Origin of the sequence: Pseudofrankia saprophytica, assembly GCF_000235425.2 — a bacterium.
Classification (GTDB): Bacteria; Actinomycetota; Actinomycetes; order Frankiales; family Frankiaceae; genus Pseudofrankia; species Pseudofrankia saprophytica.
The window spans coordinates 4,883,755-4,907,685 of the sequence record NZ_KI912266.1 but is presented as its reverse complement, the minus strand read 5'-3'; the positions used below and the strand labels follow the sequence as shown (position 1 = coordinate 4,907,685).

At 69.6% G+C, this 23,931-nt stretch carries 17 protein-coding genes; 10 read left to right on the top strand and 7 right to left on the bottom strand.

The annotated features are described in order from the left end of the window. Positions 1-164: 164 nt before the first annotated feature. On the bottom strand, positions 165-1,229 hold the full coding sequence (locus tag FRCN3DRAFT_RS0220620; protein ID WP_007512225.1) for an NAD(P)H-dependent amine dehydrogenase family protein: 1,065 nt from the start codon (positions 1,227-1,229) through the stop codon (positions 165-167). 614 nt (positions 1,230-1,843) lie between these two features. On the opposite strand from FRCN3DRAFT_RS0220620, the gene FRCN3DRAFT_RS0220615 reads away from it, so the two are divergent. Together FRCN3DRAFT_RS0220615 and FRCN3DRAFT_RS0220610 are read left to right on the top strand one after the other, a co-directional pair. After that, positions 1,844-3,136 carry a cytochrome P450 gene (locus tag FRCN3DRAFT_RS0220615; protein ID WP_007512223.1) on the top strand — a complete coding sequence of 431 codons (1,293 nt, stop codon included), beginning with the start codon at positions 1,844-1,846 and terminating at the stop codon, positions 3,134-3,136. A gap of 221 nt (positions 3,137-3,357) precedes the next feature. Continuing rightward, positions 3,358-3,963 carry a TetR/AcrR family transcriptional regulator gene (locus FRCN3DRAFT_RS0220610; protein ID WP_007512221.1) on the top strand — a complete coding sequence of 202 codons (606 nt, stop codon included), beginning with the start codon at positions 3,358-3,360 and terminating at the stop codon, positions 3,961-3,963. A 292-nt stretch (positions 3,964-4,255) separates the two neighbouring features. On the opposite strand, the gene FRCN3DRAFT_RS51665 is transcribed toward FRCN3DRAFT_RS0220610, so the two are convergent. Beyond that, positions 4,256-4,453, bottom strand: coding sequence for a DUF4236 domain-containing protein (locus FRCN3DRAFT_RS51665; protein ID WP_007512219.1), 198 nt, complete (start codon positions 4,451-4,453; stop codon positions 4,256-4,258). Positions 4,454-5,556: 1,103 nt separating this feature from the next. Between FRCN3DRAFT_RS51665 and FRCN3DRAFT_RS49695 the strand changes: the two genes are divergently transcribed. From FRCN3DRAFT_RS49695 to FRCN3DRAFT_RS0220565, 8 genes are all read left to right on the top strand, one after another. Then, a complete protein-coding gene (locus FRCN3DRAFT_RS49695; protein WP_157845238.1) occupies positions 5,557-6,093 on the top strand; it encodes a matrixin family metalloprotease in 537 nt (178 codons plus the stop codon). A gap of 14 nt (positions 6,094-6,107) precedes the next feature. Next, positions 6,108-6,674, top strand: a complete 567-nt coding sequence (locus tag FRCN3DRAFT_RS0220595) for a hypothetical protein (protein WP_007512216.1) — start codon at positions 6,108-6,110, stop codon at positions 6,672-6,674. Then, the gene (locus FRCN3DRAFT_RS0220590) at positions 6,671-7,531 is read left to right on the top strand and encodes a phosphopantetheine-binding protein (RefSeq protein ID WP_051466320.1); all 861 of its coding nucleotides are present in this window, start codon (positions 6,671-6,673) and stop codon (positions 7,529-7,531) included. The genes FRCN3DRAFT_RS0220595 and FRCN3DRAFT_RS0220590 overlap by 4 nt, the downstream gene beginning before the upstream one ends. 119 nt (positions 7,532-7,650) lie before the next feature. Then, a complete protein-coding gene (locus FRCN3DRAFT_RS0220585) occupies positions 7,651-9,318 on the top strand; it encodes a long-chain-fatty-acid--CoA ligase (protein WP_007512212.1) in 1,668 nt (555 codons plus the stop codon). Continuing rightward, positions 9,315-9,764, top strand: coding sequence for a hypothetical protein (locus tag FRCN3DRAFT_RS0220580; RefSeq protein WP_007512210.1), 450 nt, complete (start codon positions 9,315-9,317; stop codon positions 9,762-9,764). The genes FRCN3DRAFT_RS0220585 and FRCN3DRAFT_RS0220580 overlap by 4 nt, the downstream gene beginning before the upstream one ends. Before the next feature lies 1 nt (position 9,765). Beyond that, positions 9,766-11,052 (top strand): cytochrome P450, encoded by a 1,287-nt coding sequence (locus FRCN3DRAFT_RS0220575; protein ID WP_007512208.1) that lies wholly within the window; start codon positions 9,766-9,768, stop codon positions 11,050-11,052. 315 nt (positions 11,053-11,367) lie between these two features. Next, positions 11,368-13,425 (top strand): NAD(+) synthase, encoded by a 2,058-nt coding sequence (locus tag FRCN3DRAFT_RS0220570; RefSeq protein ID WP_007512206.1) that lies wholly within the window; start codon positions 11,368-11,370, stop codon positions 13,423-13,425. 12 nt (positions 13,426-13,437) lie between these two features. Then, positions 13,438-15,126 (top strand): ArnT family glycosyltransferase, encoded by a 1,689-nt coding sequence (locus tag FRCN3DRAFT_RS0220565; RefSeq protein ID WP_007512204.1) that lies wholly within the window; start codon positions 13,438-13,440, stop codon positions 15,124-15,126. Between the two features lie 97 nt (positions 15,127-15,223). On the opposite strand, the gene FRCN3DRAFT_RS0220560 is transcribed toward FRCN3DRAFT_RS0220565, so the two are convergent. From FRCN3DRAFT_RS0220560 to FRCN3DRAFT_RS0220540, 5 genes are all read right to left on the bottom strand, one after another. After that, positions 15,224-16,339, bottom strand: a complete 1,116-nt coding sequence (locus FRCN3DRAFT_RS0220560; RefSeq protein WP_007512202.1) for a glycoside hydrolase family 26 protein — start codon at positions 16,337-16,339, stop codon at positions 15,224-15,226. After that, positions 16,336-18,087 carry a glycosyltransferase family 2 protein gene (locus tag FRCN3DRAFT_RS0220555; protein ID WP_232794091.1) on the bottom strand — a complete coding sequence of 584 codons (1,752 nt, stop codon included), beginning with the start codon at positions 18,085-18,087 and terminating at the stop codon, positions 16,336-16,338. The genes FRCN3DRAFT_RS0220560 and FRCN3DRAFT_RS0220555 overlap by 4 nt, the downstream gene beginning before the upstream one ends. A 241-nt stretch (positions 18,088-18,328) precedes the next feature. Then, a complete protein-coding gene (locus FRCN3DRAFT_RS0220550) occupies positions 18,329-20,530 on the bottom strand; it encodes a serine/threonine-protein kinase (RefSeq protein WP_007512199.1) in 2,202 nt (733 codons plus the stop codon). A 457-nt stretch (positions 20,531-20,987) separates the two neighbouring features. After that, positions 20,988-21,344, bottom strand: a complete 357-nt coding sequence (locus FRCN3DRAFT_RS0220545; RefSeq protein ID WP_051467045.1) for an ATP-binding protein — start codon at positions 21,342-21,344, stop codon at positions 20,988-20,990. Positions 21,345-21,514: 170 nt separating this feature from the next. Further along, positions 21,515-23,917 (bottom strand): SpoIIE family protein phosphatase, encoded by a 2,403-nt coding sequence (locus tag FRCN3DRAFT_RS0220540; RefSeq protein WP_007512196.1) that lies wholly within the window; start codon positions 23,915-23,917, stop codon positions 21,515-21,517. Between the last annotated feature and the right edge of the window lie 14 nt (positions 23,918-23,931).

The window sequence follows — 23,931 nt, the reverse complement described above, 5'->3', positions numbered from 1 at the left end:
ACACCCGGCGGCCAGCGCCGTGACCACCGCGGCGGCGGCCAGGGCCGCGCGCCGCGGGTGGCCAGGACGTCGCCGTCGCCGGGGGCTGGGCAACTCGCCTGAACTGTCCGGATCGCTTTCGCTCATCGCCGTCCCGCCGCCTCGATTCGCCGGTGTCGCTCGTGTCAGCGCTTCGCCCGCAGCCGTGAGGTTACCGCCGGCAGATCGGCGTAGGTGACGATGCCCGGCGGGGCGGCCACGACGGCGGGGATCGCGTTGACGACCGGCATGGCTGTGATCATCGAGCCCATCGCGGACGCGTCCTCGAGGGTGAACGTGCTGATGTCCGCGGGCAGGACGTCGACGCGCAGGTTGATCTGCGGTGTGCCGCGCACCTCGATGAGGTAGGCCATCGCGATGTCCCACGCCGGGTCGAGATCGCCCGCGACCGTCCAGCGCACCTGGGCCTCGACGAGGTCGATGCCGGCCTCGGCTCCGATCCAGCGGACGTCGATACCGGCGACGGTGCCGTGTTTCACGGCCCGGCCCGGGACGTCGGCGTCGCTGGTGGCATGGGCGAACTGGACCTCGCAGCGGATGTCGTCGAGCGCCAGGCCGAGGTGGGCGGCGATCGACTCGACGGCGTCGCCGAAGACGGCGGTCGCCTTCTCGATGTCCTCGGCATGGCCGGGATCGCCCGCCGGGCGGCCCCAGCCGAGCTCGTCCTGGTTCGCGTCCGCGGCCCAGAGCCCGATGTTGAACGACTCGGTGACCCGGACGTAGTTGACCTCCCGGCACGGTCCCGAGGCCACCGTGGCGATGTACTCGGCGAAGCCGGGATTGATGCCGCTGCCGAAGAGGCTCGCGTTGCCGGCGAGGGCGGCCTCCTGCAGCGCGGCGCGCGTCTCGAGGCCGTAGGCGCGGCCGGTGATGAAGCCCGCGGTCGAGACGACGTTGACACCCGCGCGCAGCAGGCGGGTCAGATGATCGACATCGGGATGCAGCGGCATGTAGACGACACAGTCAGGCTTTAAGGCGATGACGGCGTCGATGTCATCGGTGGCGGCCACACCAAGGGTGCGCCCGAGTTCGGTGAGGTCACCGACATCCTGGCCGACCTTCTCCTTGCTGAAGGCGTACGCACCGACGAGTTCGAGGTCCGGGCGTTCGACGATCGCCTTGACGGCCTCCCGGGCCACTTTCCCCGTCGTCCATTGCACGATCCGCAGGGGACGTCCGGCCAGCGTCATGAATCTTCTCCTCTGCCGCGGGGGACGGCGTTGATACTCGGTTTAGAACGTCTGACCGCCGCGCTGTTGACGCTGAGGTTCGACCATCACGGCCTCGGCCAACTCCATCTTGTGCGGTCGCCCAATTTTGCTCGCCCGGTGTCTAGCACATGCCCACTGGTTCGGCAAGCCCGCCCTTTGCGAACCGCGATCGCGTTCCCGTCGGGTCAAGCGGAAGCGACAATGGCCGCGGTGGGCGGGAGTCATAGGGACTTCGGTGGCGCCGGCCGTATCGCCGGCTGTGCCCGATCCTCGCATGCGGCCGCGCGTTGCTGCACTCGGTGCCACGGATGCGGCTGGCGTGGTGCTCACTCCTGGCCCGCGACGGCCCGACGCTCGTCGGCGCGGTCGCGAGGTCGTTCACCGCCTCCGCGCTGACCTGGTCCTTCTGCCGGTCCGTCGCGCGTCGAGCTGGCTCGGGGGCGTGGGCGTGGTCGAGCCGTGGGGCGCGAGTAGTGATTCCGGGTGCGCTTGCGGGTCGGGCTGGGCGTGTGCTAAAAATTCGTCAATCACCGTTTTGGCGACCGCCCAAGACTCCTGGATATCGTGTGTCCGAAGCCTGGAAGGCGGCTGGGATGACCGACTGGACCACCATCGACTTCTTCAACGACGAGTCGCTTGTGGAAGACCCGTACGCCTACTTCGATGACCTGCGTTCGGTGTGCCCGGTGCTCCCGCTGCCGCACCTCGGCGTGGTGGCTGTGACTGGCTATGACGAGGCGCACGAGGTGTACCGCGATGTGGACACCTTCTCGTCGTGCAACTCGGTGATCGGTCCGTTCGCCACATTCCCGGTGCCGCTCGAAGGCGACGACGTCGGCGAGATCATCGACCGTTACCGGGACCAGCTTCCGATGAACGAGCACATGGTCACGATGGACCCGCCGATGCACACCCGCGAGCGGGCGCTCGTGATGCGGATGCTCACGCCGAAGCGGTTGCAGGAGAACGAGGAGTTCATCTGGCGGCTGGCCGACCAGCAGCTGGACGATTTTCTCGCGGACGGCCGCGGCGAGTTCATCCGCGGGTTCGCGCAGCCGTTCGCGATGCTGGCGGTCGCCGACGTGCTGGGCGTGCCCGAGTCCGACCACCAGCGGTTCCGGGAGGGTTTCGGCCTGTCCGCCAGCCCCGGCAAGATCGGTGCCGGCGGCGAACACGACGGGGAGCTGAACTCGCTCGGCTGGCTCGACAACTGGTTCGCCCGCTACATCGAGGACCGGCGCCAGTCCCCGCGGACCGACGTGCTGACGCAGATGGCGGCGGCGACCTATCCGGACGGGAGCGTCCCGGAGGTCATCTCGGTCGTGCGGGCCGCCACGTTCCTGTTCGCGGCCGGGCAGGAGACCACCGCCCGGCTGCTCGGTTCGGTGCTGAAGTACCTGGCCGAACACCCCAAGGTCCAGGACGAGCTTCGGGAACACCGTGAGCTCATCCCGGACCTCATCGAGGAGACGCTGCGCGTCGAGAGCCCGGTGAAGGCCGACTTCCGCCTCGCCCGGCGCGCCACGACCATCGGTGGCGTCGACGTGGCGGCGGGGACACCGGTCATGCTCCTCAACGGCGCCGCCAACCGCGACCCCCGGCAGTTCGAGTGCCCGGCCGAGTTCCGGCACGACCGCAAGAACGTCCGCCAGCACATCGCCTTCGGGCGGGGAGTCCACTCCTGCCCCGGCGGCCCACTGGCCCGCGTCGAGGGCCGTATCAGCCTGGAGCGCATCCTCGACCGCACCCGCGACATCCGGCTCTCCGAGGAGCACCACGGGCCGGCCGAGGCACGGCGCTTCAAGTACGAGCCGACCTGGGTGCTGCGCGGCCTGACCGAGCTCCACCTCGAGTTCACGCCCGTCGAGGGCGACAGCCGCGGCTGACCCATGGGCCGCCTCGGGCCCTGCCCCTCCAGGCGACTGGGGCAGGGCCCGAGTGCGTCATGGCAGGGCCCGCGCCGGCGGGGGCCCGGCTGGTTCCGCCGGCTCGGCTGGCCCGGCTGGCCCGGCTGGCCTCCGGCTCATGATGTGCCCTGATAATCTGGCCGGCACGACACGGCGTGAACCGTGCGGAACCGGCCGTCGCGCCGCGATATGAAGGACAGATGGTAAGCCAGCGTCGGACGGCTTCAGCCGAGTCGGGGAGGCGTGAGCAGCTGCTCGACGCCGCGGAGCGGCTGCTGCTGGAGGAAGGCTACGCCGCTGTCACCTCGCGCCGGGTGGGTGCGCGGGCCGGCCTGACGCCCCAGCTGGTGCATTACTACTTCCAGACGATGGACGACCTGTTTCTACAGGTGTTCCGCCGGCGCGCGGACGCGGGCCTGGAGCTCCTACGGGAAGTACTCGGTTCCCAGCCGACGCTGCGGCAGCTGTGGGAACTGCGCGAGACCAGCGTCACCGGCAGCAGGTTCAACCTCGAGTTCATGGCGCTGGCCAATCACCGCAAGGCGATCCGGTCGGCGCTCGTCGAGTATTACCAGCGTTACCGCCAGCTTCAGCTCGACGCTTTCACGGTCGCGCTCACCGACCTCGGAGTCCCTCCAGAACGGTGTCCGCCGCTAGTCGCCCAGCTGGCGATGATCGGAATGACCCAGATCATGACGATCGACGTCGATCTGGGCATCGCGTCCGACTACGAGGCCGTCGGCGCCTTCATCAGCGCCCAGATCGAGGAGCTGGCTGATCGGCGTCCGCCGGCCGGCGAGGCCTGATTCGGACGCCGTCGCGGAACGGCGTCCGGCGAGGTGACCGTCCCTGGTCGTGGCGCCCACCGCATCGCAAAGGCCCGCACCGTGTTCCGGTGCGGGCCCGCGCGTCGATGCCGGCCGTCACACCGGCGCCACACGGTACTTCACGGTGACGTCGGCGGAGTCTCGGTCCAGCTCGGCGATGGATCTCGTTGTCTGTCGCCCACGGACGGAGCAGGAGCCGGGGCCGGGTGGTGGCCGGCGGGCGTGCCCTCGACTACCGGACGCCGCCCGCCAACTACCGCCGTGCGGATTGCTATTTGCGGGAGGCGCCTTCGCGCCGGTACGAGAACGGACCGGGCAGGTCCACGCTGGAGAGGCCGCCCCGACGGTGCTTCGACCAGAGCCGCCAGGAGATGCGCCCGAGTTTGAGCGTGACCGATGACACCCCGTTCTCGCTCACGTTCACGTAAAACGGACCGTAATGGGGACGACGGGTGTAGCGCAGGCCCATGTCAGCGCTCCAGTAGAGACAAGGAAGTGCTCCGGAGGGGAACACCGCGCCGACCTTCGGCGACGATGATCCTCAGGTTCCCCGTTTTCGGCAGGTTAACCCTTTTGGGTGGTCATCCGTACCCGGGCTGCCGACCGCGACGGCGGGCCGGCGTACCCGCATAGGGGCCGCTCCCGCCGGTGCCGACGAGACGTCTCGTCGGCACGGGCCGCTACCACCCTGTCGGCGGGCCGGCGGCGCGGCCGCTGACGGCATAGCGAAGCTCGAAGATCACCCGCTGCTGCCCGGCTATCGTCGCAGGTCTGTGCGAGCGCCGTTCGCGCACTGGACGGCATGAGCGGATTCGACCCGTCGGCCTTCGATGTCTTACACGCTCGTGGACGCGCCGCCGACGGGCTCCGGAACAGCCTGCCACCCGGGCCTCCCGTGGATCTTGCTGGGGCGCGACTACCACCTATCCGCCGGGCGCCAGTGCCCGCGCACAGACAGCGATCACTCCTCCTCGGCCGGCGAAGCTCGGCGCATGATCGCCGAGTGGGTATGAGGTGCGGCGCACCGGCCCCTTTTGTCTGATCTACGCATACTCGGCTGTGACCAAGGTGTTGTCCGTCTCCCGGATCGGCCGGAGATCACCGGCTGGATACACGGTCGGATCGGCGCCCGGCTGACGAAGATCCATGGCAGGCGGCCCGCTGAAGGCTGATCTCCGACGGAGGCGTCCTGGTTACCGCGGCCGCGCGGAGGGGTGAACCTCGGTGGTGGGTGCCAGTCTTGATCGGCCGCAGGCTGGCCGACGCCATCCTGCCGGCGGCCGTCACATCGAGACCAGCGTCCGCAGGACGTCGACGAGCCAAGTCCACCGGGTCACCTGGACGGGCAGGATCCCGGCGCGGTGCCAGTCTCCCGGTAGTCAAACAGGCACCCAGCGTGTTTTTCGACCTTTGCGCCCATAGCGTTCGTCGACCTACTACAGTCGTGTGAGACAGCACGCGGACCTTCGCCCAACCCATGGGCGAACTACTACTTTCCACTTGCCTGAACGTTCTCTTGGCGCCCGCGTAATGGCGGAGCCAGGCCGCAGGCTTTCCCGGAAGGGCTCCGCCTTGCCTACTCATTTCTTCAACAGCGTCACCGGAAAGGTGGCAATCACGTCGGTCGCGACCGTGGCCGCCGGTGCCGGTCTGGCCGGAACGGCTCACGCCGAGACCCATTTCAATCCGGGTGGAGTTAGCTCGGTCGACGGCGACTGGATTCGTTACGAATCATACACCCAATACAGCGGGTCGGTCGCGCACGCGATCAACGCATGGTACAAGGACGGCGGCATTAAGTTCGGCTATGACGACATCTTCAGCATAACCGACCTCGAAATCGGGGACGCGAACCGCTCGGACGTCTCCTGGCTGGGTAGGTGGTCGCATAACATAGCCGCAGACAAGATCGATCTGAACGTATACTTTCTGGGGCCGTCGGTGAGCGACAAGAGTAACTCGGTACTGACCCATGAACTCGGCCATGCCCTGGGAATTAACGACCACACGCAGACAACCGGTATCCTCATGTATCAGACCATCGCGTCGCCCCCAATCCAGGCGCCGACGCAGCACGACTGGGACGACTACAACACCCTCTGGTTCTAGGAGAACTCTTCGCCATGACCCCGAAAGAGTGGATCATCAAGGCCGGTATTTTTGTGTCGGGCGCGGCTGTAGCAGCGGGTGCCTTCCTGGTCTGGGGCCCGGACGGCGACGATTCCACCGCCGCCGGTAGCCGTGAGCTCCAGGTCGACGTGGCGCACGGCTCGTTTGCGTTCGACATCGACGACGAGAAGCAGGTCACTGTCTTCGCGGACAACGTTTTCGTTGGGCAGGTCGTCGAACGAGTTGGCAGCAGGGCGGTGGACGGGCTCGAGGTCCAGTTCAAGGTGAAGGTCAAGGAGAACCTTAAGGGAACCCTTCCTGCCGAGGTGACTGTGAACCAGGAGGGCGGCTACGACCCGGAACAGAGCCGGCTGGTTCTGTTCGCGGACGACCTGCCACTCTCGGCCGGGGGTACCTACATCTTCTCGACCAGGTACAACAAGGAGCTCGGCTTTCACACGCTGGTCCCCCGGTCCGGGGATATCAACGTGACGGACCTGTCCGACTCCGCACTCGCGAACGCGATCAGCAAGCGGCGCGGCGTCGTGGAGTCTGTCGCCGGGGTGGAACCGCCGAAGTGAGCATCACGTCAACCATGGCGGAGACGGTTGCTGCCGCGCCCGTGGACGGCGCGGCGGCGGCCGAGGAGGTCGCCGCATTCCTGCGGGGGGTTCTTGGCGCGGATGTCGACATCCAGCCGGGGGCGAGACTCGTCGATGACCTGGCGCTCGACTCCATGCAGCGACTTGAACTGCTGGCCTGGCTATCCACCAGGGGAGCGGATGTCGGCGCAGCCGAAGTCGCGGCTCTGGTAACTGTGCGCGATGTTGCCGGCCTGGTAAGTCAGACGACCCGGCCGCACGGCGACACGACGGAGGCGACCGCCACTCCGCAGAGCTGGATGGTGGCGGCACCGACAAGGCGTCATGACGAGCGATTCGCCCTCAGCCCGCTGACGCCGGAAATAATGCCGTTTCTCTACCAGCTCGCGATCTCCGAGGAGGTGGGCTTCCGCTGGCGGTTTCGGGGAAACGTGCCACCCTTCGAGGCCTTTCAGGCCGGGCTCTCGCGAGGCGTCCACGTACAGTTTGTCGTAGCCGACAGGAGGAGCGGTGAGCCGGTAGGGCACGTCGTGGCGTACAACGCGGACCACAATCTTGGGCTGTGCTACGTCGGGGGTGCATTCGTCCCACGCCTGATTTCCTCCGGGCTTCCCATGGAAGTGATGGCGATGTTCGCCCGGTATCTGTTTCAGGTGTGGCCTTTCAGGAAACTGTACCTGGAGGTTCCGGAGTTCAACTATACGTTGATCGCCAGTGGCGCCGGCCGGTACTTCGACGTAGAAGGCCGGCTGACCGAGCACAGCTACTACAGCGGCCGCTATTGGGACGAGTACCTGCTAGCTCTCCGCCGGCACCATGTCGGGCTGGCGCGCTGAGGGCGCTTCCGCCGCGTGCCGCGACGATACGCCATTGATTGAACTCGCCCGTGTCGGTGCTTCCTTCCTGCCTCGGGCGCGGGCGAGCTTTCTTTCTCACAGATAGGGGCATTCGTTCGGTGGTTGGTCTCCTGGACGGGATTTTCGAGGCGAGGCTCGGGCCTGGCAGAGTGGTGTTCCTGGGGGCAGCGGGCTCGGCGGACCGCGAGCTGGACTGGGGGAGCTTCTTCGGTGAGGCGGAACGGGTCGCGGCCTGGTTGCAGAATGCTCGGGGCGTGGGACCGGGAAGCCGCATCATGGTGCTGGCATTGCCGTCGCGGGAGATGGTAACGGCGGTCGTCGGCGTGTGGCTGGCGGGTGGGGCGGTGACGTGCGCGCCAACGCCGGCGCGCACGACGGACCTGGCATTGTTCGTCGAACAGACCCGGCAGCGGGTGGCCGCGCTAGGCGATCCGCTGGTTTTGCTCGGACCGCCCTTCGACGGGCTCGCGGGGGCGCTTGCCGAGGGCGGTGCCCGAGTGGACGACCTGGTCGACGTTGTAACGGCAGAGCCGGCTGGGGCGTGGAAGCCGCCCGACCTCGTGGACAGCGATCCGGCGGTGCTGCAGTTCACCAGTGGCACCACGGCCGCGCCGAAGATCGTCCAGGTTGGCCACGGGAACCTCGCCGCGAACATCGTGGCGATCAAGGACCGGGCTCGGCATGACGAGGTCCACGGCCGGATGCTGACGTGGCTGCCGCTCTCGCACGACATGGGTTTGGTGGGGGCATTTGCGCTGCACCTGACCTGTGGGCATTGTGACCTGCTGATCAGCTCACCGACGGATTATCTCGAGGCGCCGGGATCCTGGATGGACAACGTGTCCAGGTATCGTGCGACGGTCGTCGTCGGGCCGGCGTCGGCATATGCGCTCGCGCGTCGGCTGCTGGACAACGGGCCGGTGCTGGACCTGTCGTCGGTCGAGGTTGCGCTGTGCGGTGGTGAGCCGATCGAACCGGCAGCGATTGAGGGGTTTCTCGACGCGGCGGCGCGGCACGGTCTACGGCGGGAGGCGTTTCTACCCGCCTACGGCCTGGCCGAGGCGACCCTCGCAGTCACTATGCCCGAACCCCATCTGGGTTTGCGCGTCGACACCGTCGACGCCGATCGGCTGGCGAAGGAGCAGGTCGCGGTTCCTGCCCGGCCGGGCGGCCGGGCCCGCCGGTTGGCACTGCTGGGACGGCCAGTCCCCGGCGCCGGGGTCAGGATCGTCGACCCGGTGACCGGTGCCGCATGCGCGGAGCGGGTGGTCGGAGAGATCCACGTGTCCGGCCCGTCGATCGCGGGCTACCTTCCAGTCCCAGCCAACGTCGGCGACGGCGAGGCGGGTGTCGAGGTGCGGTGGGACGCGGCCGGCTGGCTGGCGACCGGAGATCTGGGCTACCTCGTCGGCGATGAGCTCGTCGTCTGCGGCCGCGCCAAGGATGTGATCATAGTTGGTGGTCGCAACCTGCACCCCGAGGAGATCGAACAGGCCGCTGCCCAGGTTCTTGGGGTCCGGCCTGGCAACGTCGTCGCGTTCGCGACCCGCCACACCGGATCGGCGACCGACGCGGTGACGATTGTCTTCGAGATCCGCCCCGGCCACGACGAGTCAGCCGTGCGCGAGCAGGTCGTCCTCGCGGTCGCCACCACCGTCGGCGTGCGGCCCGCCGTCCGCGCCGTGCCACCGGGGTCGGTTCCGAAGACGCCGTCCGGCAAGCTTCGGCGCGCCGAAGCGGCAAAGCTGTGGGGAGAAGAACGGTGAACCGCGGCACGGTCACCCGCCATGAGACCGGCGCCGTCGGCGGCGGCATCACCCAACAGCTTGCCCAGACGGTCGCCAGCGCGGCTGGCAAGGTCCACGAAGCGTGGGCTGTCACTGACACCGGCCGCCGTGTCACCCTGCTTGCCGACATCTGCGCCGACGACGTGGCCTACGCCAATCCGCTGCGCAACTGCCGCGGTGTCCAGGCCCTGTCCGAGCTGATCTCCGAACTGACCGCGGCCTACCCCGGCTATCTGCCCACCCGCACCTCCGGCGTCGACGCCCACCACGACGCTGCCCGCTACGAATGGGCCCTGCGTGACCGCGCCGGTCAGACGGTCCTCGCTGGCATCGAGATCGTCCACTTCACCCCCGGTGGTCGGCTGACCTCGATCGTCTCCTTCTTCGGCCAGCCTCCCGCCATCCGTTACACCTATCAGGCCTGAAATGCTCACCCGCCACACCCATGGGCCCGCCGGCGCCAGGGCGGCTCGGGCGGGGCTGGTGTGGCCATCCAGCCGCCGCTTCCGCGACGCCACCCCCGCCGAGAAACTCGTCCACCTCGCCGAGATCCGCGACCAGTCCGGCTTGGCCCACTTCGACGAACCCGCGATCCCCGGCCTCCCTAAAGGCGGCGGTTACTTCGCAGTCACCCGCCACGCCGACGTCGTCGACGCCACTCGGCGCCCCGCCGACTTTTCCTCTGCCCACGGCACACTGTGGATCAACGACCTGCCCGCCGACCTCAACGAGCTCTACGGGTCCATCATCAGCATGGACGCCCCCCGTCACAGCCGGCTGCGCCGCATTGTCGCGACCGCGTTCACCCCCCGCGCCATCCGGGCCCTACACCATCACATCGGACAGGCCGCCACCGATACGGTCCGCGCCGCCGTCGCCCTCGGTGAGTTCGACTTCGTGACCGACCTGGCCACCCCGTTCCCTCTCACCGTCATTTGTGACCTGCTCGGCATACCCGACAGCTATCGGGCCGAGGTCCTGGCCGCCTCCAACGTCATCGTCTCCGGTGGTGACCCCGATCTGATCCCTGACCAGACCAACCCCGTCATCGCCTTCCTAGACGCCGGCCGCACCCTGACCGCCCTCGCGACTGACCTCGCCGAACACCGTCGACATCACCCCGCCGACGACCTCGTCACCACCCTCGTCCATGCACAGGTGGACGGCGGCCGCCTCACCATCGCGGAGATCGCTGCCTTCGTTACCCTGCTCACGTTCGCCGGCCAGGAGACCACCCGCAACACCATCGCCCTCGGCTATCTCGCCCTCCACCGCAACCCCGCCGCCCGCCGGGAATGGGCTGCCGACTACGAACGCCTTGCCCCCACCGCCATCGAGGAACTCCTGCGCCATACCAGCCCGGTCGCGTTCATGCGCCGTACCGTCACCCGTGACACGACCCTGGGTGGACAGCACCTCGCCGCCGGAGAAAAGATCATCCTCTACTATCCGGCCGCTAACCACGACCCTGCGGTCTTCGCTAACCCACACCACCTCGACCTCGTTCGCACCCCCAATCCCCATCTCGCCTTCGGCGGCGCCGGCCCCCATTACTGCCTCGGCGCCCACCTCGCCCGCAGCCAACTCACCGCCATGTATCGAGAACTCCTTCACCAACTCCCGCACCTCGACATCACCGGCCAGCCCGAATATCTCCGCTCCACATCCGTCAACGCCCTCAAACACCTCCCCGTCAGGAACCGGGCAGGCTAAGAGCGCCGCCACGGTGACCGGTCAATATCACCCGCCAACCCTTTTCCGAACATCCGGTGGCGAGGTCTTCGTGCGATCTCGTCACCGACGGGCGCCTCGGTCCGGCGCCACGAGTTCGACGCCGGTCTTGACGATGTCCGGATCGGCGTGGTGGCGGCGGCGATGGTGCAGTTCGTGGACGCTCCGGACGGTTCGTCGACCACTAGGGCCTGGTTGGCTGGCCCGACTCGCGAAGATGGAGGTAAGAGGTAGGCCGGCCAGGCCGCCCGCTGCTCGGGCGCCCGGGCCGGACCCGTGACACCACCTGGAGATGATGTGAGTCAGCGCGACTTTGGGGCCATCCACAGCCACGGGCTGGTCCGGGTCGCGGCGGCGACCCCGCTGGTCGCGACCGCCGACCCGGCGCGCAACGCGGACGCGACGGTCGCGCTGGCCCGCGAGGCGGACGCGGACGGCGTCGACGTCGTCGTCTTCCCGGAGCTCGGCCTGTCCTCCTACGCGATCGACGACCTGCACCTGCAGGACGTCCTGCTGGACGCCGTCGAGGACGCGGTCGCCCAGGTGCGCGACGCCTCCCGCGACCTCGGGCCGCTGCTGCTCGTCGGCGCGCCGCTGCGCCGGCGCGGCCGGCTGTACAACACCGCGCTGGCGATCTCACGCGGCCGCGTGCTCGGGGTGGTACCGAAGACGTTCCTGCCGAACTACCGGGAGTACTACGAGAAGCGCTGGTTCGCGCCCGGGGCCGGCATCGTCGGTGAGGAGATCTCGGTCGCCGGCCAGACGGTGCCCTTCGGGACCGACCTGATCTTCGCGGCGACGGACCTGCCCGACCTGGTGGTCGGCATCGAGATCTGCGAGGACTACTGGGGCCCCATCCCGCCGTCGTCCTACCTGGCGATGGCCGGCGCCACGCTGCTCGCCAACCTCTCGGCGTCGAACATCGTCGTGGGCAAGTCCGCCGAGCGCGCCCTGCTGTCGGCCGCCCAGTCGGCCCGGGCGATGGCGGCCTACGTCTACTCGGCGGCGGGTACCGGTGAGAGCACCACCGACCTGTCCTGGGACGGCCAGGGCACGATCCACGAGCTCGGCGACCTGCTCGCCGAGTCCGAACGGTTCGCCGAGACACCGCAGCTGCTGGTCGCCGACGTCGACCTCGCGCGGGTGCGGCTGGAACGCATGCGCACCCCGACGTTCAACGACAACGCGATCCAGGCGGACCATCCCGAGCGCCGCTTCCGGACCGTCGGGTTCGAGCACCGGCCGCACCGGCGCGACGTGGGGCTCAGGCGCCGGCAGCGTCGATTTCCCTATGTCCCCGACACCGCCGAGCGGCTCGACCTCGACTGCTACGAGGCGTTCAACATCCAGGTGCACGGCCTCGCCCGGCGGTTCCGGTCGGCGGGCGGGAAGACGATGGTCATCGGCGTCTCCGGCGGCCTCGACTCGACGCATGCGCTGATCGTCGCGGCGAAGGCGTGCGACCGGCTCGGGATCCCGCGCTCGTCCATCCTCGCGTTCACCCTGCCCGGGTTCGCCACGGGGGAGAAGACCAAGGCGAACGCCTGGGCGCTGATGCGCGCGCTCGGGGTGGAGGCGGCGGAGATCGACATCCGTCCCGCGGCCAACCAGATGCTCGCCGATCTGGGGCACCCGGCCGCCGCGGGTCAGCCCGTGTACGACGTGACCTTCGAGAACGTCCAGGCCGGCCTGCGTACCGACTACCTGTTCCGGCTGGCGAACCAGCGCGGCGGGTTCGTCATCGGCACCGGTGATCTCAGCGAGCTGGCACTCGGCTGGTGCACCTACGGCGTCGGCGACCAGATGAGCCACTACGCGGTCAACGCGGGCGTGCCCAAGACGCTCATCCAGTACCTCATCCGCTGGACCATCACCTCCGGGCAGTTCGACGAGACGACCGGAGAGCTGCTCACCGAGATCGTCGGCACGGAGATCTCACCCGAGCTGGTGCCCGCCGACGAGGAGACGGGCGCTATGCAGAGCACGGAGGACCGCATCGGCCCCTACGAGCTGCACGACTTCTTCCTCTTCTACATCCTGCGCTACGGGCTGCCGCCGTCGAAGGTCGCGTTCCTGGCCTGGCACGCGTGGCGCGACGCCGCCGCGGGCCGCTGGCCCGCCGGCTTTCCGGAGGATCGGCGGCACTTCTACGACCTGCCGACGATCACGCGCTGGCTGGAGGAGTTTCTCCTGCGCTTCTTCCAGCTTTCCCAGTTCAAACGGTCCGCGCTGCCCAACGGCCCCAAGGTGACCTACGGCGGCACGCTGTCGCCGCGTGGGGACTGGCGCGCCCCCTCCGACGGGAACGCCGCCGTATGGCTGGCCGAGCTGCGGCGCAACGGCCCGCGGTTCTAGGATCTCCCCGTCATGACAGACACCGCGGCTCCGCGGGCGCCGGCCGCCAGAGGCACCCGCGCCCCGCGCCGCTGGCGGCCGCGGTTCGTCGTGGGTACCCGCGCGGGGCTGGCGGCCGGGTTGATAGCGGTGCTGGCCGTTCAGGCGGCGGTCACCCTCAGTCTCTCGGCCACGGCTTTCGAGGATGAGGCGCTCTACCTGCACGCCGGCCGGCAGATTCTCAACTCCTGGATTCACGGCGGACCGGACTACGACGACTTCGCCGGCTACTTCTCGGGCTCCCCGTACATCTACCCACCGCTCGGCGCCCTCGCGGACGGCGTCGCCGGGCTTGCCGGCGCGCGGTTGCTCAGCCTGGTCTTCGCTCTCGTCACCACGGTCCTCGTCGCGGCGGTAGGCCGCACGTTGTTCGACCGGACCGCGGGCGTGGCCGGGGCCGCGGCGTTCGTCTGCGGGGGCCCGGTGCTCTTCCTCGGCGGATTCGCCACCTACGACGCGATGGCGCTCATGCTCCTGACCGGCGGCCTGGCCGTCGGGCTCCGGGCCGCGGTCGCGGAACGGACCAGGACCGCGCTGCTGCTTTCCTCCGTCGCGGGCGTCCTTCTCGCGGGGGCGGTCGCGACGAAGTACATGGTCGCGTTGTTCGTCCCTTCCGTCTGCCTGGTCGTCCTCGCCATGACCATTCGGACGTCGAGGTCGCTGTCCGGCGGGAGCGCGGAAGCGCCCGGCACACCGTCCCCGGCGCGGCGGCCGCCGGCCGAGGGCGCGTCGGCAACCGGAAGCCACCGGAGGCCGACACGGCGAGCCCGCGGCCGGGGGTTCCGACTCTCGGCGCGGCTCGCGGCGCTCGCCCTCGGCGGCGCGGCCGGAGCGGCGGCCACTGCCGGCGTATGGCTCGGGCTCACCGGCACCAGACAGCTCTCCGGGATGAGGACGACCACCATCTCCCGCACGCCGTTCGTCACCACGGGTCGGCTCGATGTCTTCGAGCACGGTCTCCGGTGGGCGGCGCCGACCCTGCTGGTGGCCGTCCTGGCGGTCGCGTTGGTCGGCCGCCGGCGACCGGTGCTGGCCGGTCTGCTACTCATCACCTCCCTGCTTCCGATCATCTTCCAGGCGCGGTCCGGTGAGCTGACGTCCCTGCACAAGCATGTCGCCTTCGGCCTTGCCTTCGCGGCCCCGCTGGCCGGCGCCGGGGTCGCGGGCGCGGTCACGTGGCTGGGCGCCCGCAATCCCGGGCGGATTCTGCCGCTCAGCATTCTCCTGGCCGCGGCGGCCGGCCTCGTGCTGCTGTACAGCGGCGCACGGACCGCGCACGATCTGTTCGGTCAGTGGGCGGACAGCCGCCCCCTCGTCGCGTTCCTCAGGAGCCAGGTCGGCAATCCATCGGACCATTATCTGGTCGAGGAGTCGGAAGTTCCCCGCTACTACCTGGAGGACCGGACGGCGTCCGGGCAGTGGGACAACACGTACTACCTCTATTACGTGGACCCGGACACAGGAAAAGCAGTCACCGGCGTGGACGCATACCGCGCGGCCCTGACCGACCGCTACTACGACATCGTCGTGCTGCGTTACGGCCCTACCGCGGCGCTCGACCGGCAGATCCGTGACGTCCTTGACGACCCGACGAGGTATCGCCAGGTCGCGCAGGTGCCGGATCCGAGCGGTTGGACGATCTGGCGCCGGGTCGCCCCCTGACCTTGCCTCGGCCTCGCCGACCTGCGCCGAGATCGACCAGGGGCGGCGAGGAGGAACCAGGTCGGCGAGGAACCCAAATCAGCGGAGAAACCTAAGGTCAGCGGAGCGCCAAGGTCAGCCGGGGCCTGCTTCCTCGCTGCCAGTTCACGTCGTAGCGTGGATCGGCGGCACCGATGGCGAAGGCCCGCGCGGCGGTGGGGGACACGGCAACCCGCCAGTCGGTCTCCTTCACGGCCTCCTGCCAGATGACGCCGATGATCTCGGGGTGCCGAGGCAGGGACTGGAAGAGCTGGGCGATCCATTCCGCCTTGCGCCCCGCCCCGTCGGCCGCGCCGGTCTCCGTGATCACGATCGGCTTCCGGGTGATCCGGGTGACCTCGGCGATGCTGCTGTCGAACAGCTCGTCGAAGGACCGGTAGGCCTCGAGGCCCGCCGTGCCGTAGTAGCCGGAGAAGCCCACCCAGTCCACATACGCGTCGCCGGGATAGAGCTCAGCCAACGGGGTGGAGTTCTGGTAGCTGATGTTCGGGCTCCAGATCCAGACGACGTTGGTCGCCCCCTCTGCCGTGAAGATGTCATGGACGTGGCGCCAGGCCCGGACGTACTCTCCCGGCCGGTTGCCGTTCGCCTGTTCGGACCATGGGTACCAGTAGCCGTTCATCTCATGCGCGAACCGGATGGCTATCGTGTAGTCAAGACTCCTGACCCCGCGTGCCCAGGACCGTATGTAGGAGTCGAAGGAACCGTCGATGATCCGGCTGAGCCGGTATTCCGGCTGTTCGCCGCGGAGATCGTCGCTCTTGGGCACGACGGTGAAGTCCCACGGCTCCCACGCCACTATCGGCATCATGCCCAGACTCGCGACCTTGTTCAGGGCATCGGCGCTGAAACCATCTGCTGCCCAGCCCTGGGAGAACTGATAGGCCCGAGGCCGGTAGGTTGTCGTCCGGGCGAAGTCCGCGGCGGCGCCGAAGTCGTGGACTCCCTCCGCGGTCATGATGCCGATGAAGACCTTTCCCTGGTCGGGGAAGAGCGTCGCGGGGCCCGCGGACCCGGGGCGCGCGGAAGGCGGCATGAGATCGGCGGGCAGGTCGCCGGACAGCGTTGCCGCCGGCGTCTCGGCTCCGGCCAGGTTCGGCGCCACCCGGAAGACATAGCCGGCGAGTGCGAGCACCAGGACCACGCCGAGCACCCGCGGCACCGCGAGTCTCACCGTGCGCCTTCCTTGCCCGGTGTCTGTTCGGCCAGTGTCTGCTCGGCCAGTCGCGGGGCCAGCCGGAGCTGGTTCTCCACCCGGTCCGAGGCGGCGGGTGCGGGTATGCGCGCCGCCGCGGAGGGCAGGTCACCCGTCGTCCCGTCCCCGCCGCGCGCGGCGATCCTCCCCGCCACGGCGATCAGGGGCGGGGACATTCCCACCACGAGGCTGAGAAGCGCCCAGGCCTGCGGAGTGGCGTAGTGACGGTGGACGGTGAGGTTGACGCCCAGCAGAGCCCCGGCGCTGATCGCCCAGCCCAGGTGCAGACGGAACGTGCGCAGCGACTCGCTGCTGCGTAGCTCCCCCTTGGCGGTGACGGCATAGGCCAGTGGCCGGCGCAGCAGCGCGGCGAACGCGGCGGACACGTAGATCGGCCCGGCGAACAGCGTCAGGGCCATGCCGGCCATCCCGGCCTCACGCCTTTCGTGATCGGCGAGGTTGAACCGGCGCAGCCACAGCCACACGCTGAGCCAGCTGGCCAGGCTCGCCGACCACAGCGTCAGCCACGGATCACCGGGCAGGCTGATCGCGGTGGCGCCGAAAATCAGGTAGGCGATCGTCGCCAGGCTGCCGAACAGCAGGCTCATGGCGACGCTCGGATAGTAGAACTGCACCATTCCGTACACCAGCCGCTGGCGGGCACGCAGCCTGATCCCAGCCCTCGCCCGGCGGCGTAGCTTCACGTCCCAGACGCCGTACGCCCATCGTTTCTGCTGGTTGAAGTAGTCGGTCCAGGTGGTCGGCCCCTCGCCGATCGCGATCACGTCGGGCGTGTAGACGCCCTTCCAGGGGTTCCCGGTCGCGGGGTTGACCGTTCCCTGCACCCGCATGCTGGTCAGGTGGTCCTCGATGATCGAGTCCTGGTAGCCGCCGATCTGCCGCCAGGCGTCCGGGCGGTAGAGGTGGTTGGTGCCGATCAGCAGCGGGGCGTCCAGGCCGTTCCCGCCCCGCTCGATCACACCGTTGAAGAGGTACTGCTGCATCGAGGCCCCGCGCGCCACCCAGTTCTCGCGCATGTTCCCGTAGACCTGGGGCGCCACGACAAAGGCGACGTCCGGATCGCGGAAGTAGCCCAGGGTGCGTTCCAGGAAGCACGTCAGCGGCACGTGGTCGGGATCCATCTGAGCCACCACGTCATAGCCGCTCTCATGCTCGGCGCGCCAGGCGTTGTGATTGCCGGCCTTGCTCCTGGCCCGGAACTCGCCGTCGGGCTGGTTGTATTCCGGGCGCCCCTTGCGGCTGAAGTGCAGGACCCCCAGCTCGTCCGCGATCCGCCGGACCTCCGGATCGTCCTCCTCGTCCAGGATCCACGGTGTCAGGAAACCGTCGGGGTAGGAGATCTCCCGCATCGCCCGCAGAGTCTTGGCCACGACGGAGATCGGTTCCTTCGACGGAACGATCGTGGTGAGCACCGCCACCCGCAGCCCTGAGGGCGGAGTGAGCGGTACGGGGTCCTTGGCGTTCCAGGCGAGTATCCAGATGACAGTGACCTGAACGAGCCTGATGACCTCGACGAGGATGACGAGGCAGAAACTCACCCGGGCCAGGGTCAGCCGCCAGTCGCCGATTCCGATCACACCGGGCCCGGGTACGTGGTCCGGCAGCAGCAGCCAGCCGATGAGCAGCAGGTCCACGAGGGTGGTGAAAGTGAACAGGAGGGTGAGGGCGAACCGGCGGCCCGGCGGCACGACGGAGCGGAACTCCACCTGCGGGCTCTCGCCCCGCGCAGCGGTCAGGGGCCCACATACCTCGGCGCAGCGCGTATAGGCATCCCGCACCGTGAGGTTACGGCGAGCGTGCTTCGCCACCGGCCGCGCGGGTTTCCGCCCGGCTACCGCCATAGCTCCCCTGCCCGTCGGCATAGCTCCTCTGCCCATCGGGCTCCGGGCGGAGGCAGGCGCCGCCACACGGTATCCACGGAAGGAAAACCGTGATCACCTGGAGAGGTCATCCGACGCGCACTGCACTGAGCTCGTTGTCATCGGTCCCGAAGTAGGCGGTGTCGTCGACGACCGCGACCGTGTGCACGCCGCTGGTGGCGAGGTACGCCCACCGCTGGGCTCCGGTGGCCGCGTCCAGGGCATAGAGGTTGGCGTCGCTGCTGCCGATGTAGACGGTGTCACCCACTACCGTCGGCGCGCTGACGTCCCCAGAGGTGCGGAAGGTCCACAGTTTGTCGCCGGTTGTGGCGCGAAGCGCGTGCAGGGTTCGATCGCTGCCGCCCATGTAGACGACGCCGTTCGCGATGGTCGGCCCGGCGCCGACGGAAACTCCGTCGAATGTCCAGACCTTGTTTCCGCTACCGGTCTCGGCGGCGTACAGGCGTGCGCCGCTGGCGAAGTAGACCATCCCACCCATCACGGCGGGTATACCGGACACCGCGTCGGAGGTGGGGAACTTCCATCGCTGGGTTCCGCTGGAGGCATCCACGGCGTAGAGGTTGGTGTCGCTGCTGCCGACATACACGGTCTCACCGGCCATGGTCGGTGAGTGTGTGTCGTTCTCGGTGGCGAATTTCCACCGGAGCGTGCCGGCGACCGCGTCCACGGCGTACAGGTGGAAATCGGCGCTGCCGACATACACGATGCCCCCGCCCCCCACCGCGGAGTGCACGATCCCTCCTGTGGGGTATGCCCAGCGTTGCTGGCCGGTGATGGCATCGATGGCGTACAGATTCGTGTCGTCGGCGCCGAGGTAGACCACCCCGCCGAGGGCGAAGGGAGCGGACCCGAGCGCGGCCTTGGTCGTGAACTTCCACGCCTGCGCCCCGGTCGACGTCCGGAGCGCGTACAGGGTGCCGTCGTTACTGGACGCATATACGAGGTCGCCCGCGACCCGGGGGCGGGAGAACGTGGTGCCGACCGTGCGGAACTTCCAACGCAGGGTCCTGGCGGCGGGAGCATCGTCATCGTCGTCGAGAAGCAGCCAGGTCGTCGCTCCGGCGGCGGCGACGCCCGCCGCGCCGACCGCGCCGATCACACCGGCCAGCAGTCGGCGGCGGCTGGGCCGCGGCTGCGCGGCTGGCTGGTCCGGCGGTTCTTCGGGAGTCGTGCGCCCCCAGGACAGGTGCGTGGGCTCCGCTGGCTCCTGGCGGAGCGTCGGCTGGCCCGCGACGGGGATGGGCGTGGGGGAGAGGCTCTGTTCCCGCGTCGCCAGGTCCGCCGGGCGGCGCGCCCCGGATGGGGCGGATTCCCGGGCTGGGCTGTCTGCCGAGGGGGTCGGCGGGATGGGCGTCGTTCCCAGCGGGGTTGGCGTCGGCCCTACCAGGGGTGGCGGTGTTGCGATCGTGACCGGCGCCGTGGCGAAGGCAGTGGTCAGCCAGCCCGGCGGGAACATGTCGGCGCCGGCCCGGCCACCGGTCAGCTCCCGCAGGATGGCGTCCAGACCGGGCCGCCGGGCGGGGTCCTTGGACAGGCAGGCGGCCAGCAGGGGCTGCAGCTCGTCTGGTACCAGCGACAGCTGCGGCGGAGCATGCACGCTCCGGTAGAGCATCGAGGGCACGGACCCGACGCCGAACGGGCCGGTCCCGGTGACGGTGAACGTGAGAACCGCGCCGAACGCGAAGACGTCGGTCGGCGGGCCGACCGGCTTGCCCTGGATCTGCTCCGGCGACATGAATCCAGGCGAGCCCATCATGGTGCCGGCATGGGTGAGGGTTCCCGAGTCCCCGAGCGAGGAGATCCCGAAATCGATCAGGCGGGGACCGTCGGGTGCGAGCAGCACATTGGCGGGTTTGAGGTCCCGATGGATGAGGCCGGCGGCGTGAACGGCGGAAAGCGCCTCGGCCAGGGCGGCTCCGAGTGCTCGCACCGACGGGACCGGAAGCGGGCCGGCGTCACGGATCGCGGCGTTGAGAGACGGGCCCGGAATGAAGGCGGTGGCCAGCCAGGGTGGATTCGCCTCAATGTCGGCGTCGACGACGCCGGCGGTGAAGAATCCACTCACGGCCCGGGATGCCGCCACCTCGCGGGCGAAGCGCTGACGGATGTGTGTTTCCTGGACGAGATCGGGCCGGATAACCTTGATGGCCAGCCGGCGACCGCTCGGCGAGAAGGCCAGATAGACCCGTCCCATACCGCCGCTGCCCAGTACGGCCGCGAGGCGATAGGTACCAACCGTTGTCGGGTCGTGCGGACCCAATGCCTCCAAGGCCGCTCCTTCCCCGCGCCGCCGGACCACGGCTTCTCGGCCCGGGGAAACTCTACCTGCGCCGATGGTCGGACAGACCGCCGCGGGGCGCCGCCTACGTGCTAGCACTTACCGATCGTGTCACCGGTTGTTACGCAACGGAGTTCGAGTGCGCGAGGGTGCCCGGCATCGGTTTCGATTTCGAGGCGTCCGTGATCCTTTACATTCTGCTATCGCGATGCGTGGTGGACGGGGCTGGCGTCACGATTGACGCATCGAGGCGTGACGTGGTGTTCGGCCGGCGCGCCCCGCCCGGCTTCGGAGATACCGCGGGAACACCGAGGCCGCTCGGGTCACGCCGTAGTCCGCACCCGGGGTCGCCGAGCCGGACCGTTCTGATTCCCCTCGCGGAACCGCGCTGTGTCCGAAGGCCGACAGATCGCCGGCCGCGTCGGGGCTGGCGGTTAGCGGTTAGCGGTTAGCGGCCGAGCCAGAACCAGACGGTCTTCCCGCCGTCGCTGTGTATGTTTGTGCCCCATCCCGCCGCGAGCGTCGCGACCAGGTGAAGGCCTCGTCCGCCGGAAGCGCCCAGGCTTACCGGCCAGTGGACCGGCCACCGGCGGCTGTCGGTGTCGCGGACGCCGAACCAGATCACCAGGTCGTCCGCCCGGACCTCGATCTCGGCCGCGCTGTCCGCATGGACGACGGCGTTCGTGACGATCTCGCTGAGTAGCAGGATCGCGTCGTCGACCAGGTCCGGCGCGCATCCGTGACGCGTCAGCACCTCGGTGGCCCGCTGCCGGGCGACCCGGGCCGACTGAGGACTGGCAGGCACCGTGAAGACGTCGAGCACCGCGCCCCGCGGGGGATTCTGGGAAGATCGCCGAGAGCGCGGCTCGCCTGTCGGTGGGACAGTCAGACTCACGGCGCGTCCACCTTTTCTCGATCCGTCTTAAAGATGCCGATGCGGGTCGTACCCGGCGGAACGGCGCTATCACCCCGCATTTACGGCTGCAGCTCGATGATCACCAGACAGGTGTCGTCGTCGGTGTCCGGCGTGCAGTGCGCCAGCAGGAAGTCAGCCCGTCGCCCGACGTCGGGGTGGGGCATGGCGGCGAGACGGCGCAGGTCACGCAGCGACTCGTCCAGGCCGGTTCCCCGCCGCTCGACGAGCCCGTCGGTATAGAGGAGCAGCGCGTCGCCGGGTGTGAGCTGGGTGACGGTCTCCTCGTAGGAGACGTCGGGCATGACTCCCAGCAGGAGTCCGTCGGGCGCGGCGAGCACCGCGGACCGGCCGTCCCGGACGAGCACCGGCGGCAGGTGCCCGGCCCGCGCCCAGCGCAGAGCCCGGTCCTGCGGCCGGTAGAGGCCGCAGATGACGGTGGCGGTGATGTCGTCCATGAGGTGGCAGGCGACGTTGTTCAGCCACCGCAGCAACTCTCCGGGGCCGGCGCCGGTGACGGCGAGCCCCCGCAGGCCGTTGCGCAGCGCGGTCATCCCCGCGACCGACCGGATGCTGTGGCCGGCGACGTCGCCGACGGCCAGCAGGATCTGCCCGTCGGGCAGCACGATCGCGTCGTACCAGTCGCCGCCGACCAGGCTCTCCTGCTCGGCGGGCCGGTAGCGGACGGCCACGGCGAGACCGCTCGTGGTCAGCAGCGGCTGTGCCTCCGGGAGGATCGCCTTCTGCAGGGCGATGGCGAGCCGGTGCTGGCTCGCGGCCCGCGCCTCGGAGTCCGCGAGCTGGCTCTGCGTGGCATGCAGGACGAGCTCGGTCCGGTACTGGTGGGTCAGGTCCTGATAGACCCCGCGGACGGCGACCAGGGTGCTGGCGGTGTCGGTGACCGGCTCGGCGAACGTGCGCCAGTGCCGTTGCCCGCCGCCCGGCAGCAGGACGCGGAAGGAGGCGGTTGCCGCCCGGCCGAGCCGCGGCAGCGCGGCCCGGAACTGGTCGAACGCGTCCCGGTCCTCGGCGTGGACGTGCCCGCGCAGGTCCTCCAGCGAGATCGGCGGCGCCGACCGCGGCAGGTGGAAGAGGTCGTAGGTGTTGTCCGTCCACCGGATGGCCCCGCTGCCGACGTCCTCCTGCCAGCCGCCGAACCCGCCGAGCCGCTGGACGTGCGCGCCCAGCGAGGCCGGCGCGTCCGCCCCGTCAGTGAACCGCCAGCTGATCGCGACCCCGTCGGCGTGCCGGGTGACGCGGATGTCCATCTCCCGGCTGACGAGCGCGTCGCCGACCAGGCAGAGCAGCACCGTCCGGTCGGCCGCGTACGGGGCCCCGGTCCGCAGCACGTCGACGGCGTGGCCGAACAGGCCGTCGTCCGCGCCCATCAGGGGATAGAGGTCGAGCAGCCGCGCGCCGCGCACCTCGTCCGCCGACAGCCCGGCGGGGTCGACGAAGTCGCTGTTGACGAAGGTGATCTGGAAGTCGACGACCTCGCCGGCCCCGTCGCGCATGGCCCGGGCGAGCAGGACCGAGCCGGCCAGGCCGTCCAGCAGGGCCGGCAGCCACGCGGCCGGCACCCGTCCGCCGCCGCCACCACCGGCCGGGTCGGCGTCGGCCGCGGCCTCGGCCGGGCCGTCGCCCTCCTCGGCGCGCGGCCGCAGTGCGCGCTGGCAGACGTCGGCGAGGGCGGTGAGCTCGCGCAGCAGCCGGGTGCCGTCGGCATCCATCGGCCGGTCCCAGCAGATCTCGACCGCGCCGACCAGCGTGCCCGCGTTCAGCAGCGGAAGCGCGGCCCTGGCCCCGTCCCAGGGGCCCAGCCTCGCGGACGGCGGTGGCAGCGTTGGCGACGTTGGCGGCGGCCCGGCGTCGGCGTCCAGCGGCGGCGTTCCGGCCGGCCACCAGACCGGCTGTCCCTGGGCGGCGGCCCTGCTGGCCGCGCAGTCGAGCTGTGGAGGCACCCGCCGCCAGCGGCTCGCGTCGAGCGCGCTGAGACCGTGCTGTCCCACCAGCGTGAGCGCGCCGTCCGGTTCGAGCATCCAGAGCGCGACGGCGCAGGCGCCGTGCGTGGCGAGGCCCTCCCGGAGCACGGCCTGGGCGACCGCGTCGCCGTCCGCGGCGTGGTCCGCGACCGTGGCGGCCCGCCAGAGCCGCCGCCACGCCCTGGCCTTCGCCGGGGCGGCGGCGAGGGCCGTGATGGTGGGCCGCGGCTCGCCCAGCAGCTCGGCGGCGAACTCGGCCTCGCCGACGCCGGCGGTGTGCGCGAGCAGCCGGAGCTGGTCGGCGGCGTCGGCGGGGGAGGCGCCCAGACGCGCCATCAGGAGGCCGACGGCCAGGTCGACGAGGTGGGCGTCGGCGGCCCGGGCCTCCAGGTCGAAGATCCGTTGCCGTTGCCGGATGACGATGTCGAGGAGCCGGTTGCGGCGTTCCGGTGACTGTTCGGGCTCCTGCGGCGTTCGGGCCACCCTTCTCCTCTTGC

What these genes read in the sequence shown, in the direction of transcription:
- FRCN3DRAFT_RS0220620 (WP_007512225.1), bottom strand. Translation starts at nt 1,229, where the DNA reads ATGACGCTGGCCGGACGTCCCCTGCGGATCGTGCAATGGACGACGGGG.
- FRCN3DRAFT_RS0220615 (WP_007512223.1), top strand. Translation starts at nt 1,844, where the DNA reads ATGACCGACTGGACCACCATCGACTTCTTCAACGACGAGTCGCTTGTG.
- FRCN3DRAFT_RS0220610 (WP_007512221.1), top strand. Translation starts at nt 3,358, where the DNA reads ATGGTAAGCCAGCGTCGGACGGCTTCAGCCGAGTCGGGGAGGCGTGAG.
- FRCN3DRAFT_RS51665 (WP_007512219.1), bottom strand. Translation starts at nt 4,453, where the DNA reads ATGGGCCTGCGCTACACCCGTCGTCCCCATTACGGTCCGTTTTACGTG.
- FRCN3DRAFT_RS0220595 (WP_007512216.1), top strand. Translation starts at nt 6,108, where the DNA reads ATGACCCCGAAAGAGTGGATCATCAAGGCCGGTATTTTTGTGTCGGGC.
- FRCN3DRAFT_RS0220575 (WP_007512208.1), top strand. Translation starts at nt 9,766, where the DNA reads ATGCTCACCCGCCACACCCATGGGCCCGCCGGCGCCAGGGCGGCTCGG.
- FRCN3DRAFT_RS0220565 (WP_007512204.1), top strand. Translation starts at nt 13,438, where the DNA reads ATGACAGACACCGCGGCTCCGCGGGCGCCGGCCGCCAGAGGCACCCGC.